Genomic DNA, 16,549 nt, shown 5'->3' on the forward strand with positions numbered 1-16,549 from the left:
GCAGTCCGCAAGCGTGTAGGGACCGTTATCCACGCAATGGGAATCGAACCATGTCCAGCAAAATCGTCGGCACTGTAGATGCTTCATCCGAGCGCGAACCCATCCACATGGGCTTCGTTATCGCCTGGCTTTTCTGTGCCGCGTTCTACTTCATGCAGTACATGCTGCGTTCGGCGCCGGGCGTGATGGTGCCCGAGTTGAGTGCGGCGTTCGCGCGCGATGCGCTAGGCGTGGGCGCGCTCGTCGGCCTGTACTACTACACCTATGCGCTGTTCTCGATTCTTTGCGGTGCACTGCTCGATCGGCTCGGCGGCAAGGCGGTCATTCCAGCCGGCATCGTTCTCGTTGCTGTGGGGGCGGCCCTGTTCGGCCTTGGCAGCGTGGAGGCAGCGCAGGTCGGCCGCCTGCTGCAAGGCGCGGGTTCGGCGTGCGGCTTTATCGGCGCGGTGTATCTCGCCACGCACGGCTTTCCTCCCCGCTCTCTTGCGACGGCGGTAGGCTTCACTCAATGCTTCGGCATGCTGGGCGGTTCCGCGGGTCAGTTCGCCGTTGCGCCGCTCATTCATGGCCTCATCACATGGCAGCAGTTCTGGTGGCTGTCCGGCCTCGTGATCTTTGTGATCGCCGTACTGGTGCTATTCGTGACACCGGCAGCCCATGACGACAGCCCGGCCAGCCAGGGCTCGTGGCTGAAGATGTTCGCGCCGTACAAGCAGGTGCTCACGAATCCGCAATCCTACCTTTGCGGCTTCTGCGCCGGGCTGCTGTTCCTGCCGACTACGATTGGCGACATGATCTGGGGCATTCCGTTCCTGCGCAATGGTCTCGACGTCAGCTATGGAGAGGCCGTCAATCGCGCGAGCATGGTGCCGCTCGGCTGGGTGATCGGCTGCCCTCTGCTAGGCTACCTGTCTGACCGTCTGGGACGCCGCAAGCCGGTGTTGATCGGCGGTGCACTGCTGATGCTTGTGTCGGCCACGGGCATTTTTTATCTGCCGGCCGGCGTGGCGCCGCCTTATGTGCTCGGTCTGCTGCTCGGTATCGGCTCCGGTGCGGCAATGCTGCCCTACACGGTGATCAAGGAAGTCAATCCCGATAACGTAAAAGGCAGCGCCAGCGGCGCGATCAATTTCCTCGTGTTCACGTTCAGCGCGTTGCTCACGCCCGTGTACGGCAAGCTGCTTGCCCACCATGCGAACGGCGGCACAATGAACCTGTCGACATTCCGGGCAGCCGGTTCATGGCTGCTCGGTGGCATCGTGCTCGCCATGGTGCTCGCCATATTCATGCGCGAGACCGGACCGCGCGGACGCACGAACGCGTGAGGGCGCGCCAGATTCCTCAGCAAGGTCGAGCCTTGAACCTGGCGCTATCCGTTACACCGACGCCATCAGGTAAGGATTATCCTTCCCCGGCTCATAGGGCTGCGCCTTGAGTTCCATCCGTGCAATGCTCTGCAGGTGAACCTCGTCCGGGCCATCCGCGAAGCGCAACGCACGGCCCCACGTCCAGCTATCGGCCAACGGCGTGTCGGGGCTCAAGCCCATCGCGCCGAACACCTGCATCGCCCGCTCGCAAACAGCGGTGTGAACAGTCGGCACGAGCGCCTTGATCATCGAGATCTCCTTGCGCGCGTCCTTCGCACCCACGTTGTCGATCATCCACGCGGCCTTGAGAACAAACAGCCTCGCCTGATCGATTTCGATTCTGGACTTCGCGATCCATTCGGCGACCGTCCCGTGTTCGAACAGCGTTTTGCCGAATGCCGTGCGCGCCTGGGCCCGCTCCACCATCAGCTCAAGCGCCAGTTCCGCAGCGCCGATCGAGCGCATGCAGTGGTGAATCCGTCCTGGTCCGAGACGCGCCTGCGCCAGTGCAAAGCCGCTGCCCTCTTCACCGAGGAGATTCGATCGCGGCACGCGCACGCCTTTGAACTCGATCTCGCAGTGGCCTTCCGGCGCCACGTGATTGACCACCGAGATATTGCGGATCACCTTGACGCCGGGTGCATCGCGAGGCACGAGAATCATGCTCTGCTGACTGTGGCTCGGCGCGTCCGGATCCGTTTTGCCCATCACGATGAAAATCTGGCAATTCGGATGGGCTGCATTCGTGATGAACCACTTGCGGCCGTCGATGACATAGTCATCTCCGTCACGACGAATCGACGTGGTGATATTGGTCGCGTCTGAAGAGGCCACCGCCGGCTCCGTCATCGCAAACGCCGAACGGATCTTGCCGTCGAGAAGAGGCTTGAGCCACTTCTCGCGCTGAGCGGGCGTGGCGAACATATGGAGCAATTCCATATTGCCCGTGTCCGGCGCGTTGCAGTTGAACACTTCCGACGCCCACGACACCCGCCCCATGATTTCAGCCAAGGGCGCGTACTCGAGATTGGTCAGGCGGGTACCGGGCTCGTCATCGCGCAGATGCGGCAGGAACAGGTTCCAGAGGCCCTCTTCACGCGCCTTGTCCTTCAAGGTCTCCATAAAGGAAACCGGATACTGACCGGCACTCACTTCATCATGCCATTGCCGGATGCGCGGAACGATGCGCGTGTCCATGAACGCACGCACCTGGGTGCGCAGTGCTTCGACTTTCGGGCTGTATGCAAAGTCCATTTTTACTCTTCCATAATCTGATTAGTGTCGTCGAGGCACCGGCAAACCGCACGGCCAATAGTCTGGCCAACAGCGCGATCAATATCGTGCCTCGACCACGTGACTAGATCGTCAGTCCACCGTCGACGACGACACACTCTCCGGTGGTATAGCTCGAAGCGTCGGACACCAGGTACAGCACGGTACCCGCCATCTCACGAGGTTCCGCATGGCGTCGCAGTGGAATCTGCGACACCCAGCTCTCGTACGTGGCCTGATCTGCGAACAACGCGCCCGCAAAGCGGGTTTTGGTCAGTCCGGGGAGCAACGCATTCACCCGAATCCCCAACGGCCCGCACTCCTTCGCGAAGGCCCGCGTCATGTTGACAACGGCGGCCTTGGTGATCGAGTAGATGCCCTGCCTGTCGCCAGGCTGCAATGCATTGACCGAAGCCGTGTTGACGATCGCGCCGCCGCCGTTCTCGCGCATCAACTTGCCCGCCTCGACGGACATGAAGAAGTAACCGCGCAGGTTGACTTCCACCGTCTTCTCGAAGGACGACAGATCGGTATCGAGAATGTGGCCAAAATACGGATTGGTCGCCGCGTTGTTGACGAGAATGTCCAGACGACCATGCCGTGTCCGAATATGCTGGAAGATCACGAGGATGTCCTCGAGACGCCCGACATGGCACGGGTACGCTTCGGCGCTCCCGCCCGCGTCCTTGATCTCGCTTGCCACGGATTCACAATCCTCCAGCTTACGGCTCGACACAATCACGTGAGCGCCCTGCCCGGCGAGCAGTTTCGCGACCTCCTCGCCGATACCCCGGCTCGCGCCCGTCACCAGCGCAATCTTTCCTTTCAGGTCAAACAAGTTTGTAGTCACGATCAGTATTCCTATTTCTACGTTCCGTGTTTCCTGCCTGTCTTCAGATCAGGTCAATGCCCATCTTCGCAAGCGCTCCAGCCATCTCCCCCACCTGCCGCGCTTTTTCATTCGATGCGTTGCCGCCCAAAGCCCGCTTCTTCACGCCCTGTGCGATAGCGGCGAGCCGGAAGAAGCTGAACGCGAGGTAGAAGTTCCAGTTCTCAATCGACGAAATGCCCCGCAGCGCGCAATACCGCTCGACAATCGACGCCTCGTCCGGCACACGCAACGCCGCTCGATTCAAGCCTGCGAGCCCGGCGATATGGCTGCCGGGCGGAAGCCGCAAACACATGCAGAAATACGCGATGTCAGCCAGTGGATTGCCGAGCGTGGAGAGCTCCCAATCGAGAACGGCGCGGACTTGAGGTGCATCGCGCATGAAGATGATGTTGTCGATACGGAAGTCCCCGTGCACAAGCGATAGCTTTCCTGTCTCCGCCGGACAGTGCGCAGGCAACCACTCGATCAGCGACTCCATTGCCTCCAACGTATTGGTCTGCGCGGCGCGATATTGCCTGGTCCAGACGTCGATCTGACGCTCGAAATAGTTGCCCGGACGGCCGTAGTCGGACAATCCGGCCTCGTCGATATCCACGTCGTGGAGAGCGGCCATTGTGCCGAGCAGTGCGTCGTAGATGGCGCCACGCTCCTCGACGGATACGTCGGGCAGCGCCGGGTTCCAGAAGATTCGTCCGTCTTCGTAGCTCATGACGTAAAACAGGCTGCCGATAACGTCGCGGTCCTCGCAAAGGTGATACGCGCGGGCGACGGGAACCGGTGTCCGGCCAAGCGCCGATATCACGCGAAATTCACGATCAACTGCATGAGCGGCCTTGAGCAGGTCGCCGGGAGGTTGACGTCTCAGCACATAGCTTCCGCTTTGCGCCTTCAAAAGAAACGTCGGATTGGATTGTCCGCCGGGAAATTTCTCGATGGACATCGGCCCTTGAAACCCGGGCACGTGCGCCGTCAGATAACGTGTGAGATCGTCGATGTCGAATTTGAGGCTGGGGTGGTTCATGTTGCCTCCCCCTCGGGGGGCAGCGAACGTAAGTGAGCGTGGGGGTGGTTCATCTAGCAGGAATCCGGATTGAGGTCAGCCGTAGGTGACAAATTCACGCCTCTCGGCATGTTCGAGATGCGGCACGGAATTGAAGCTGACGAGCGACATCGCGTCGTCGTTAAAGACATATTGGCAAACGCTGCTGTTTCGAATCTGCAGGTTCAGTGCAATCGCGGTCGCAGCGGGCGCCTGCAGAACCTGCTGGGCAGTGACCGCGATCGGGCCACCCGAACTCACCACCAGAACGCGTCTGCCGCCGGCCCGCTGGATATCGTTGCGCGCACGCTGGACACGCGTCTGGAATTGCTGCCATGTCTCTGGAACAGCCCCCGGCAAGCGATCATCGGCCCAGAGCTGCAGCACGTGCCGAAGCCCTTTGTAGAAGTCCTTTTTTGAACTGGTGGCGGACAAACCTGACGGCAAGCCCTCATCGCCCACGGCCGCGAACAACGCCTCGAAATCGTATTCGTTCAAACCCGCGTCTTGCGTGAGCTCGATTTGCGGGCCGCCCATGGCGGCGAGAATGGCGTCGGCGGTTTGCCGATGCCGCTGCATCGTGCCGATGACAACGCGATCGAACCGCAAGTTGGCTTGCCCGAAGTACTCGCCGAGCCAACCTGATTGGGTACGACCGGAGGGTGATAGTTCGTCATAGTTGTCAGCGCCGAAAGACGCCTGACCATGCCGTACAAGATAGAGTTCTGCCATGCCATCCTCGCTTCAACATGGCTTGCAGAATACCCAGCGCCGTATCATTCAGGAAATTTATTGTTGTGATAGCCCGCTATAACTTTTAGTGACACCGGGCGTGCGTGTCCCGCATGCCCCCGTATGTCCCGAGCTACTGATTCATCTCCAGCATGAGACGGCCAACCTGCTCACGCAGCCAACGATGAGCCGGATCCCCCGTCACGCTTCGATGCCAGTAGCCATGCGACTGAAGGTCCGGAAGATCGAACGGCAGCTCCAGGATCCGCGCGTCATAGCGCTTGAGGAGCACGAGGGGGGCCGTGAGGACGAGATCGGTTCGCATCGCGATCAACGGGGCGACCAGATAGTGTTGGACCCGCGTCTGAATCGATCGCCTGACGCCCAGCTTGGTCAGCTCGCCATCGACGAGACCCGATCCCTGAGGGCGGCTGGATACGTGAATGTGACCGAAGCTGAGGTAGTCGTCGATCGTCAGCTTCTTCTTTGAAAACGGATGGTCGCGACGCAGCATGCAGGCATAGCGGTCGCGGCCCAGCGGCTCCTGCTCGAGGTAGGGATCGTCGATCAGCGGCGCGTCGATAGCAAGATTGACCGCACCGCTCGCTAGCGCTTCCGGAACCTCTTTACGTGTCGTGAAGTAGCTCTCGATACGAATGCCGGGCGCGAGGCGCTGCAGCACCTCCTCGAGCGCAGGCAGAAGGAGCGCTTCCGTGAGGTCGGTCATGCTGAGCCGGAACGTACGCTCGGACGAGGCGGGATCGAACCGGCCGCCGACGTGAGTACTCGAGTCAAGCAACTGCAGCGCCTCACGAACCTGGCCGATGATGTTTTCCGAAACGGGCGTCGGCATCATGCCGGCCGACGTACTCACAAACAGCTGATCGTCGAATGTTTTGCGCATCCGCGACAACGCATTACTGACAGCAGGCTGAGTGATGAACAGCATCTCCGCTGCACGCGTCAGGTTTCGTGTTCTATAGACAGCTTCGAAGACAACGAAGAGATTCAGATCAACCTTTGACAGACGCATTTTCAAATTTCCCGATGCCACTCGAACTGTGTTTTCAATTCCTCCTGTTCACCTGCACTTGTCGGCACAAGGCAACGATCGGCGTGGTATCACGGAGCAACCCCGGCGAGTCTACTCCTGCAAGTGCGAGACAACCAAACAGGGACCAGACGGCGGGGGGATTCACTTATCTTGCATCGACTCCTTACTGGTCGATATCACCCAGCGGGGGGATCGGCGCCATGATGGCTCCCCCGTGTCTCATGTCTTGCACCTCTTGCTTGAAGCATCTATCAGCTTGTTGAAAGAGCGAGCAGGCGTTCGCCGATCTGGCCACCACGCGGTAAGGAATTCGACAGCCGCTCGAGCGTCGACATGAAATGGCGCTGTTGCGCATCCGCCTGTTCGGCGTCGCCGCAGGCCTCGTGGATCGCGGCCGCCGTACGGTGAAGCCGCCAGTCCGCCAGCGGGGTTTCGAAGCCCTCCGTGGCCGCGAACGCGGCGTTGATGTGCTCGCGTGCAACGACCGGATCGCCACTCGTAAGCGCCTCTCGCGCAACGACGTCCCAGGCGAGCGCCTGCCATGTCCGGTCTTCCGTGGCGAGGGCGAGCTTGAGGAACGCCTCAGCGCGCGATCGGGCACTGCGATGGTCGCCCGCCATCATCGCAGCCTCGGCGGTACCCCATTCGATTGCCAGCCGCCAGTACCAGTCGAACATGATGGGTGTCGCGTCCAGTTGCCGTTGCGCTTCGGCAAACAGCGCCGAGGCGCGTGCGCCGTCCTCCAGTCCGATATACGCGAGGCCCGCAAGCACGATGCACGCACGGTGTTGCACGGGCAGCAGCGCGCCGGAGTCGGCCTCGACCGCTCGATCGGACGAGTTTGAGGCCGGCACGAAGCGTTCGTACATGTCAATGACTGACTCGTAGTCCATCGTGTGCACGAACAACCAACCCCGATAAACCTCGAGTGTGCGAGCCGCAAAATAGTCGCCGTTCTCGTGGAACGAAGCCATGCCCTGGTCGAACGATTCCATCGACCGCCCTAACTCACCAAGGAAAAGCTGTGCCCACGCCGTACCCAGCCGGAGCATCCACGTCGCCCGCGCGAGGTCGAAGCCCGGATGCTCCACCGCATGTTCAAAGAGGACCTGGTAATTCGCCCGCACGGTGCCGAGCGCTTCGCGATAGCGGGTGGAAATGATGCACAGCATGCTGTGTTCCATATTCGCCCGGGCGATCAGCAAGGGATCCCCCGTCTCGCGCAGCGCACGCATCGCCGTCTCGCACTCGGTCAGATCGGCATGCGACCAGCCATCGGTCCAGATACGACGTACGTAGGCACTCACGCGCACCAGCGCGCTGACGCGCAGGTCGGGATGCAATGCGCTGAGCGTCAGCGCATCGTTCAGCACCTCGATGCAACGCTGCCTGTCGCTCCAGCTAAAGACGTAGGCCAGGCCGAGCATGGCGCGCAATTGCGCATCGAGCCGGCCAATCGTGCGTGCCTGCTCCTCCAGTTCGATCCAGGCGGCCTCAGCGCGCGGATCATGCGCCGCTGCGTAGAGCGACGCGCGCGCCTCGGCAAACTCAAAGCTTTTCAGCGGACGTAAATCAGCCGGCAACTTCGTGGTGAGCGAAGCGGCAAAGTCAAGAATCGACTGCGCCTCGCGATACGCAAAACGAACCTTCGCGGTTTGCAGCGCAATGCGTAGATAGTCGATCGCCTTGAGCCAGTCTCTCGCGTCGGCAAAATGATGTCCGAGCTCGTATGCCACCTCCGCTCGCTGATCGCGAGCGTAGATCGCCTCGAGCCGTTCGGCGATTTGCCGATGCAAACGCGAGCGGCGAGTCAGCCCTTGACGCCCATAGAATGCGTGACGAATGAGAGCATGGTCGAAACAGAACATCGCCGCTGCGCCGCCGTCTGGTAAGCGCTTCACTCCGCTACGTTGAATAAAGCGTTGAGTGCGTGCCAGCGCCTCGCAAAGATCGTCGAACTGCTCCGCCGACAGACCCGCGGCCTCGGCCACCGTCGCCGATGAAAAGCAGAGTCCTGCCACGCTGGCGGCTTCAAGCAGATTCCGTTCGTCGGCATCGAGGCGCCGGATTCTGCCCTCGAGCGTCCGGGTGATCGTGTGTGGCGCTGCCGCGCCGATCGCGGCGAGAGGCGCCAGCGGCCGCCAGCCCGTCGCCGTCTTGCGGAGCATGTTGCGCTCCACGAGATCGGCAAGGGTCGCCCGCATAAACAGCGGATTGCCGCCGCAACGTTGCGCGATGAGATAAGACAGTTCTTCCTCGGCAGGGTCGGTGTGATCGCGGTCTGTCAGCCACGCAACCACCGCATCGCGAGGCAATGGACCCAGCGCCAGCTCGCGGCATAGACCCCTCAGCGCAAGCTCGTGGTGCAGTTGCTCGATGGGGTGTTCGGTCAGCGCCGCCTCGTCCGGCCGGTAGGTGACGACAACCATCAGACGCAGCGCGCCTGGCTGGCGCGCCAGCGCCGCCAGAAAATCGATGGTCGAGTAGTCGGCCCAATGAAGATCTTCGAATATCAGAAGTAGCGGCTGCGTCTGCGTCAGAGAGCTCAGCAAGCCTCGAATCTCCCGTAGCATGCGTTCGCGCGACGCGCCAGGAAGCTGCCGATGCAGGGACTCGCGCACCTGGCTCGCCACGTGGCCCGGGAGCTGCCATGCCCACGTGGGCGCGAGCGTCACCAGCGCTTTCACGACTTCGCTGCCGCCGGTTCCCTGGCAAAGTTGGCCGAGCGCCTGCAGAACCGGATAAAACGGCTCCGTGCCGCCATAGCCCTCGACACAATGCCCTTCGGCAAGCCACGTATCGTCACGTTCGAACCGTTGCGCGGCAACGAACTGCCTGAGCAACGCTGTCTTGCCGATGCCCGGTTCACCGGCAACCACCACGATCTGAGCGTTTCCGCATCGGGCCTGGTCCATGGCGGCGCACAGTTGCTGTAATTCGCTCGTGCGCCCGGCAAAGCCGCCGACGCTCTCTTCGCTCACGGCCGGCACAAGCTCCGTTACAGGAATCTCGACGGGCGCGACAAAACGATAGCCCCGTCCACGCAGTGTTTCGATGTAGCGAGGGCGCTGCGCGCTATCGCCGAGCCGCGCCCGGATCATCTGTATGTGGCTCTTCACGACTTCGGGCTGCACGTGCACGTCGGGCCACACGGCTTCGAGCAGCGCGTCATGGGTAATCAGCGCACCGCGATTCTCGATCAGAAACCGCAGCACGCCGAAGGTCTTGCGCGTCAGATCGATCCGCTCGGATGCCGTGCCGGAGGAATTCAGCCGCCAAAGACATTCGTTCGTCGTATCCAGACGAAAGCCCTCGAAACTGACCGACGATATCCTGCTCGAATAAGCCTTCATCCCAACCTTGCTCCTCATGCCTTTTCCAACCCTCTGAAGAACAACTCTGAAGAACAAACGCGCCCGCCTGCCAGGACGAATCGCACACTTTTCCCGTCAGGGTAAGGTGTTCGAAATCCGGAAGGGTGATTTTCTGGTCCTGATTGTGTAATGGAATGCTCCACTCAGCATGACCGACAGGCGCAGTATAAAATCGCGGCAACCAAGTCGGGTTGCAGCGCCATCGGAGAACCTAGGTGATCGATTTCCCACCCTTTCGGCTGGATCGAGTGAATCGATGCGTCTGGCAATGTGCGCCCGACGGCACGAACCGCAGGCTCACGTTGGCGCCACGCGCCTACGACATGCTGCAATACCTGATCGACCACGCCGGGCGGCTCATCACGCACGAGGAATTCCTCGATGCCCTCTGGCAAAACGTGCATGTCCAGCCCGAAGTGCTGAAGGCTCACATGCTGACCATCCGCACGGCACTCGGCGACGATCCCGCACGTCCAAGCTTTATCGAAACCCATCGCGGCCGCGGCTATTGCTTCATTGCGCCGCTTTCCGCCAGTTCCAGCAACGGCCCGCGCGAGGCGGAGCAGCGCAGTCATGGCGGGTTCGTCGGCCGCAAGCAGCAACTGAACCGGTTGAAGACGCTGTTCGACGAGGCACGTAATGGCGCATCGCGCATCGTGTTCGTGGCGGGCGAACCGGGCATCGGCAAGACGACGCTCGTCAATCGGTTCCTTGACTCGCTCGATGGCAATGCCACGGTGTTGACGTCGCTCGGGCGCTGCGTCGAAGGCTACGGCGGCATCGAGCCTTACTACCCGGTGCTCGACGCGCTGACCCAGCTGACCCGCGGCGAAGCGGGCCCGATGATTACGCGCACGCTCGTATCGATCGCGCCGACCTGGGCGCTCCAGATGCTGGGATCGGTGCCGCAGCAATACCGCGCCGAGTTGCAGCATCAGGTGATCGGCGCGGCGAGCGGGCGCATGCTGAGGGAGATCTGCGAATTCCTCGAAGCGCTCTCGCTGGAGCGGCCACTCGCGCTGGTGTTCGAAGACCTGCACTGGTCCGATTATTCGACGGTCGACATGTTGTCCGCGCTTGCCCGCCATCGCAGCGGCGCGCGTCTGATGGTGATCGCAACATACCGTCCGGAAGACGCCGAACTCGCGCAACATCCGTTGTGCCGGCTGAACCGCGATCTGGGCTTGCAGAAGCTGTGTCACGACATCGTGCTGGAACCACTGACCGAAGGCGCCATCGCCGAATATCTGACGGGCGGCCCGCGCGATGCCCGGCCCGACAGCGCGAACGGCTTCGCCCAGCTGGTGCGCGAGCGCTCCGGCGGCAACCCGCTGTTCATGGTCGCGACGCTCGATCACCTGGTCGAGCAAGGCATCGCGCAATCGACGCCCGAGGGCTGGAAGCTGCATCTGTCGCCCTCGGAAGTGCGGCTGGAAGTGCCGCTCACGTTGAACCAGGTCATCGAGCATCGCATCCAGCGGTTGAACTACGACCAGCAACGCGCGCTCGAAGGCGCGAGCGTCGCCGGCCTCGCGTTTAGCGTCATCACCGCGGCGCCGGCCGCCGGCTTGAGCCAGGAGCTGTTCGAAGATATCTGCGAGGCGCTCTGCCGTCAGGAAAGTTTCATCCGGCGCGAGCCGTCGTCTGCGCTCGAGGACGGGTTCGCCGCCAGCACCTATGCGTTCCGCCACACCATGTATCGGCAGACCTTCTACGAACGGCAAGGTCCGCTGCGCACCATCCGCTCTCATCTGCACGTCGCCGAGGCGCTCGAGGCGCTGTTCGCACCCGAGGAGCGCGGCGGGGTCGCCGCCGAACTCGCCCAGCACTTCGCCGCCGCGAAACGTTGGGAACGAGCGCTCGGTTATCTGCGCATTGCGATCCAGACGGCGAAGAAGCGTCTCGCCTACAACGACGCGCTCGCGGTCCTCGACCGCGCGCTGATGTTCGCGGCCAACCTGCCCGGTGAAGCCCGCGCCGCGGCGGAAACGGAATTCCTCGAAGGCCGTGCTTCGATCTTCGCGGCGGCCCACGATTCCCGCGCGCGGGAAACCTGCGAACAGCTCGCGGAGCGTGCCGCGCAGCATGGCCTGATCGATATCCAGAGCCGGGCGCTGATGAGCCTCGCGTACACGTACAGCTGGCGCGACCAGCTGCGCTGCAGCCAGATCATCGACGAAACGCTCGCGCTCAGCGACCGGCAGGCCAACCCGCAACAGCAGGCCCGCACCCGCATCAGTTGCTACGTATGGCGGATGTGGGTGCGCGGCTGGTGCGCCGAAGACATCGTCCGATGCGAGGCCGCGCTCGTCCCCTTGCGCGCCGGCGACGATCCCTACACGACCGCCTGGTCGCTGTGCGAATACGCGATGGTCTGTCTCGTGTCGTCGCACTACCAGAAAGCCCAGGACACGATCATCGCGAACTACCGTTTCCTCGTCGAGAACGACGAAAACCGACCCGAGTTCAACATGGCGCGCGCGACCTGGATGGTGCATCTGGGTGTGCCGTGGACACAGCTCTATCTCGGCGAATTCGGCCGCGCGCAGCGCGAGTTCGACAAGGCGATCACGATGTTCGCGCACAACGGCAATCCGTACGGCGCGGACACGCTCACGCTCTATCGCTGCTGGGTGCAGTTCCACGCGATGGATTTCGACGCGATGCTGCTGGCCTGCACGCAGGTGCTGGCCGGCAAGTCGCCCGAACCGGGCAGCGGCAAGTCGATCCTGCCGGCCGAATACCGGCTCTGCCTGCTGCTGACCGGGCTCGCACAGCTCGGCCTCGGCGATACGCGCGCCGCGCGCGACGCGCTCACGCAGGTGATGCAACGAATGGACTCGCAGCCGGTGATCTTCGACTGGTACTGGCGTCTGCCGCTCGAATGGGGGCTCGCGGGCGTCGCACTCGAGGAGCGCGATCTCGACGCAGCGATCACGCATGCCGACCGGCTCGTCAAACTGGCGACCTCGATCGAAGAACGCACATGGCAGGGTTTCGCGTGGGAGACGCGCGCGCGGGTTGCGTGCGAACAGGATGACGCAACCCACGCGTTGCGCTGTGTGCAGCATGCGCTCGACGCGACTCAGGGTTACCAGACGCCCCTCGCGGACTGGCGCATCCATCGCACGGCTGCCCGCGCCTGCGAGTTGGCCGGCGACACGCAATCGGCCGACTACCACGCAGCACTCAGCAAGACAATGAAAGACGCACTCGCCGCAAAGCTGCCGTCGGGCCATCGTCTGCGTGAGACGTTCGAAGCGGGTTAATCACCGGCGTGCCCGCATCCGGATAGCCGGACGAGACCCAGGCGGCTCGCCAATGTCACTGCTTCGATCCGGTTCCCTACCGACAGCTTCGAGTACAGATGCTTGGCGTGCGACTTCACTGTCTCGGGCGCGATGCACAGCCGGATCGCAATCTGCTTGTTGGTCAGCCCACGCCCCATCAGTCCGATGATCACGCGTTCACGTTCGCTCAGGCCCATGGCGGCCACGGACCGTGCGATGTCCCGCGCCGTATCGCACGCCGGTTGCGCATGGGCGGCGTCACGCCGGCGTCGCGACATCAACGCGCCTGCATAGGGAAGCAGCTCGCGGATATCGCCGGCGGGTACGATCGACCCGCGCACCATCCCGTCGATCAGTTTCGCCACGCGCTCGCTGCAGTCGACGAGCGTCTGCTGCAGTCCCGCCGAAGCCGCCTGCTTGAGCAGCGTGACGAGCGCCTCGACCGCGTCATCTCGCAGACCGGCGACCAGCAACGCTTCGATCAGCAACAGCGCGATCGTCACCGCGCCGTATCGATCGCGCCTCAGAACGGTATCGCAATGGAGCTGCCGCAGCGCTGCGAGATCGACCGCTGCGGATACCTGGATGGGTGCCTGAGGGAAAGCGGGAAAGCATGTTTGTGAATGCGTCTGTGCGAGTGCGAGCCGCGCCTGCGCAAGCACGTGGTAGCGCGCGATCTCGAAGCGCGCGCTGCTGCTAGCCGCGCCGCATTGCCCGGCCAGCACGGCGAGCCGTTGTGCGCAGAGCGCCGCATGGTCGAGGCGATCCGCGGCCACGTGAATCTCGACCTGCTGCGCGAGGCTGGCGGCGCGCAGCCGCGGCCAGTTGCGCTTGATCCCAAGCGCGTCCGCTTCGGCCAGCAGCAGGAGCGCTTGTCCCGGTTGCCGCCGGTTGGCGGCGATGCGGGCAAGCAGTCCGTAAGCGCGCACCGCGCCTTCGATCGCACCGCCCTGCCGGATTCCGGGCAGCCGCGCCGCGACCAGCGCCTCGCTCTCGTCGACACGGCCCTCCTCGTACAGCACCTGCGCCATCACGCAGGCGGGCAGCGCGTCGATTGCCGCCGGACCGGCCCCGAAACGGCGCGCGACATCGAGTGCGTCGTCGGCCAGCAGGCGCGCGGCATTGAAATGCATCTGAGCGAATTCGACCGCGGCATCGAGCGCAATGTCGAGCATCGTGGTGATCGCGCACAGCCGGCCCGGCTGAGCGTCCGGCGCGCGGCGTTCCACCGCGTAGAAACTCTCGGGGTCGCCGAGGCGCAAATAAGCGCAGCGGCACACCGTCAGCGCGACGTGCGCGGTGGGCGTTGCGGTGCCGAGCCGCAGCGCGGAAAGCGCAGCGGCCAATGCGGCGCCCGCGTCGTCCTGCAGCAGGAGCGCCGCGGCGCGCACGGCCGCGATCTCGCAACGCACCGCAACGGCAACCGGACCCGTTAGCGGACCGACCTGCCCTTCAAGCCGCTGCGCGCTCAGGAGCGCTTCGGCGGCCTCGCCGCGGATCACCATCTGCCACCCGCGCGCCAGATCCGGATGGACGCGCGCTACACTTAGCGCAGACCGTTCCCGGCCGACGCGCGCCAATGTCTGCACTTCGGTCTGAACTTCGTCGGCAAACACCGGCGCGGGCGGCACGACATGAAGCGCCCGCGTCATGAGGGCGTCGGACTGCCCCCGCGGCGGCGCCGCGGGGGTTTGAAGATGCCCCGCTTCCTGATGGATTTCGCAGACCAATGCCTCGTTCATTCCTCGCTCCGTCGGTCACCCGATCGTCACAATCGCTGGACGAACGCAGTACCGTCCAGACTAGAGATGACCGTCCGGAAAAGCGTGATGATTCGGTTCTTTTTTGGTAAAGGATGGGTTGTTGCCCGGTATTGCCCGGACTGCAACCGAAACGAAAGCGATCAAAACCGGGATTTGTAATGCAGCCAACGATCAACCGGGTGACACGCGTTCAACCTCGGAGGCCAGCATCACCGCGGCCGCGTTGACGGGCCTCGGCCGCCCCTGTCGCGGACGATAGACCACGTCGCCGGCCTTGATCGGCGCGCCCGACAACGCGCAGCGACCGCGCCGCCTCGAAACGCCCACCCTCCACAACTGGTCGCCGTAGCGGCAGGACGTTGCATCGCACCAGTACACGACGACGACCTTCGTCGAAACGCGATCGAGCACCCGTACTACGCATTCGCGGCACGCATCGATTGGCGCACCCCGCACCTTTGCCGCTTCGACGCGCGGCGCCAGCCGGCTTGCGGCCCACTCCCACGCGCCATCGTCGAGCAGGCGCAACGCGGCGCACCAGCATGCATCATCCGCCAGGTCGGTCTGCATGATCAGGCTCCCCTGTCGCCACGGCGAGGATCGATAGCCACCGCCGGCTCCTCGATCGGCTCCTCGTCCCGCATGCGGGTTCGCCAGCTGTTGGGAGGCTCGCCAACGATCCGCCCGAAGACGGTCGTAAAGTGCGCATGCGATCCGAAGCCACAACTGAGGGCGACATCGAGCACGCTGAGCGCCGACGAGCGCAGCAGCATCTGGGCATGCTCGATCCTGCGCCGCAGCAGATACGCGTGCGGCGAATAGCCGGTCGTCGAGCGAAACTGCGCCGCGAAATGCATGCGGGTGAGTCCGGTGCTGGCGGCGACATCGGCCAGTCCGATCGGCTGCGCGAGGTTCGCTTCGATGAAGTCGAGCGCGCGCCGCAGACGCCATCGCGGCAGCGACGCCGTGCGCCGCGCGGAAGGCCGCGTTTGCTCAGCAGCCTGCGCGACGAGGCGCGCGACGATTGCGTCGCAGACGCTGTCTGAGTGGAGCCGGGGGGACGCGTCGGCAACCGGTTCGGCTTCCTCGAGCGCGGTCCCGCCGTCGGCGGCGAAATCTGCTGCCTCGTTGCCGCGCGCTGCATCCGGTGTCTGCGTGAACATGTGCGCCTCCGCGGGGCGTAAGTCGACGGCCTCTATCTTGCGCAGTCTGGCGGCGGCGCGACATCCCCTCATTGGGTGAGCGCGACGGGAGTGGCATCCCTCGTTCGCACGATCTCAGGCGCCGCGACGCGGCTTGATTGCGCCTGCGGGATGGCGCTTCGCAATCGACGAGCGCAGCGCGGAATAGGCCGGCGCGACCATCGGGTAGTCGGCGGGCAGGCCCCACTTCGCGCGGTATTCGTCGGGGGTCATCGCGAAGTGCCGCTGCAGGTAGCGCTTGAGCGACTTAAGCTTGCGTCCGTCTTCGAGACAGACGAGATAATCGTCGCGCACCGATTCCTCGATCGGCACCGCCGCTCGCTGCCGCGCGGCCGGTACCGACGTCGTGCGCAATGCGGCTAGCGCGGCGTACGTGCTCCAGATGAACTCCGGCAGGTCGTCTGCCGGCAACGGATTGCACGATACGAAGCTCGCCACGATTTCGGCGGTGAGCTCGATCAGATCGATGTCCTGCGTCACGATCCGCCTCGACTGATCAACTGCTCCGGGTAGAACAGCGGCGTTGCCCGAAGTGGCGTGCGGATTTCCGAAGCATCATGATTC

General features: G+C 63.4%; 12 protein-coding genes. 2 read left to right on the plus strand and 10 right to left on the minus strand.

The window, feature by feature from the left end; all coding sequences use genetic code 11:
• Positions 1-50 precede the first annotated feature (50 nt).
• Positions 51-1,325 carry an MFS transporter gene (locus tag PQQ86_RS10840; RefSeq protein ID WP_408266469.1) on the plus strand — a complete coding sequence of 425 codons (1,275 nt, stop codon included), beginning with the start codon at positions 51-53 and terminating at the stop codon, positions 1,323-1,325.
• A 51-nt stretch (positions 1,326-1,376) separates the two neighbouring features.
• Here PQQ86_RS10840 and PQQ86_RS10845 read toward each other — a convergent pair whose 3' ends face one another.
• The 6 genes from PQQ86_RS10845 to PQQ86_RS10870 all read right to left on the minus strand — a co-directional run bounded on the left by PQQ86_RS10845 (position 1,377) and on the right by PQQ86_RS10870 (position 9,727).
• Positions 1,377-2,621, minus strand: coding sequence for an acyl-CoA dehydrogenase family protein (locus tag PQQ86_RS10845; RefSeq protein WP_408266471.1), 1,245 nt, complete (start codon positions 2,619-2,621; stop codon positions 1,377-1,379).
• A 103-nt stretch (positions 2,622-2,724) separates the two neighbouring features.
• Positions 2,725-3,489 (minus strand): SDR family oxidoreductase, encoded by a 765-nt coding sequence (locus PQQ86_RS10850; RefSeq protein ID WP_408266473.1) that lies wholly within the window; start codon positions 3,487-3,489, stop codon positions 2,725-2,727.
• Positions 3,490-3,532: 43 nt separating this feature from the next.
• Positions 3,533-4,552, minus strand: coding sequence for a phosphotransferase (locus PQQ86_RS10855; RefSeq protein WP_408266475.1), 1,020 nt, complete (start codon positions 4,550-4,552; stop codon positions 3,533-3,535).
• 75 nt (positions 4,553-4,627) lie between these two features.
• On the minus strand, positions 4,628-5,302 hold the full coding sequence (locus tag PQQ86_RS10860) for a histidine phosphatase family protein (protein WP_408266477.1): 675 nt from the start codon (positions 5,300-5,302) through the stop codon (positions 4,628-4,630).
• Between the two features lie 133 nt (positions 5,303-5,435).
• Positions 5,436-6,335, minus strand: coding sequence for a LysR family transcriptional regulator (locus PQQ86_RS10865; RefSeq protein ID WP_408266478.1), 900 nt, complete (start codon positions 6,333-6,335; stop codon positions 5,436-5,438).
• Positions 6,336-6,607: 272 nt separating this feature from the next.
• The gene (locus tag PQQ86_RS10870) at positions 6,608-9,727 is read right to left on the minus strand and encodes an AAA family ATPase (RefSeq protein WP_408266480.1); all 3,120 of its coding nucleotides are present in this window, start codon (positions 9,725-9,727) and stop codon (positions 6,608-6,610) included.
• A 251-nt stretch (positions 9,728-9,978) separates the two neighbouring features.
• On the opposite strand from PQQ86_RS10870, the gene PQQ86_RS10875 reads away from it, so the two are divergent.
• The gene (locus tag PQQ86_RS10875; protein WP_408266482.1) at positions 9,979-12,999 is read left to right on the plus strand and encodes an ATP-binding protein; all 3,021 of its coding nucleotides are present in this window, start codon (positions 9,979-9,981) and stop codon (positions 12,997-12,999) included.
• Here the strand turns inward: PQQ86_RS10875 and PQQ86_RS10880 are convergent.
• The 4 genes from PQQ86_RS10880 to PQQ86_RS10895 all read right to left on the minus strand — a co-directional run bounded on the left by PQQ86_RS10880 (position 12,996) and on the right by PQQ86_RS10895 (position 16,465).
• Entirely contained in the window at positions 12,996-14,762 is a 1,767-nt protein-coding gene (locus PQQ86_RS10880) for a LuxR C-terminal-related transcriptional regulator (RefSeq protein ID WP_408266484.1), read from the minus strand. The genes PQQ86_RS10875 and PQQ86_RS10880 overlap by 4 nt on opposite strands.
• 192 nt (positions 14,763-14,954) lie before the next feature.
• A complete protein-coding gene (locus tag PQQ86_RS10885; RefSeq protein ID WP_408266486.1) occupies positions 14,955-15,353 on the minus strand; it encodes a DUF3331 domain-containing protein in 399 nt (132 codons plus the stop codon).
• A 2-nt stretch (positions 15,354-15,355) separates the two neighbouring features.
• A complete protein-coding gene (locus PQQ86_RS10890) occupies positions 15,356-15,946 on the minus strand; it encodes a helix-turn-helix domain-containing protein (RefSeq protein WP_408266488.1) in 591 nt (196 codons plus the stop codon).
• Between the two features lie 114 nt (positions 15,947-16,060).
• Positions 16,061-16,465 (minus strand): Ros/MucR family transcriptional regulator, encoded by a 405-nt coding sequence (locus PQQ86_RS10895; protein WP_408266489.1) that lies wholly within the window; start codon positions 16,463-16,465, stop codon positions 16,061-16,063.
• Positions 16,466-16,549: the final 84 nt, after the last annotated feature.

It is taken from the genome of Paraburkholderia sediminicola (assembly GCF_046026675.1).
Taxonomy (GTDB): Bacteria; Pseudomonadota; Gammaproteobacteria; order Burkholderiales; family Burkholderiaceae; genus Paraburkholderia; species Paraburkholderia sediminicola_F.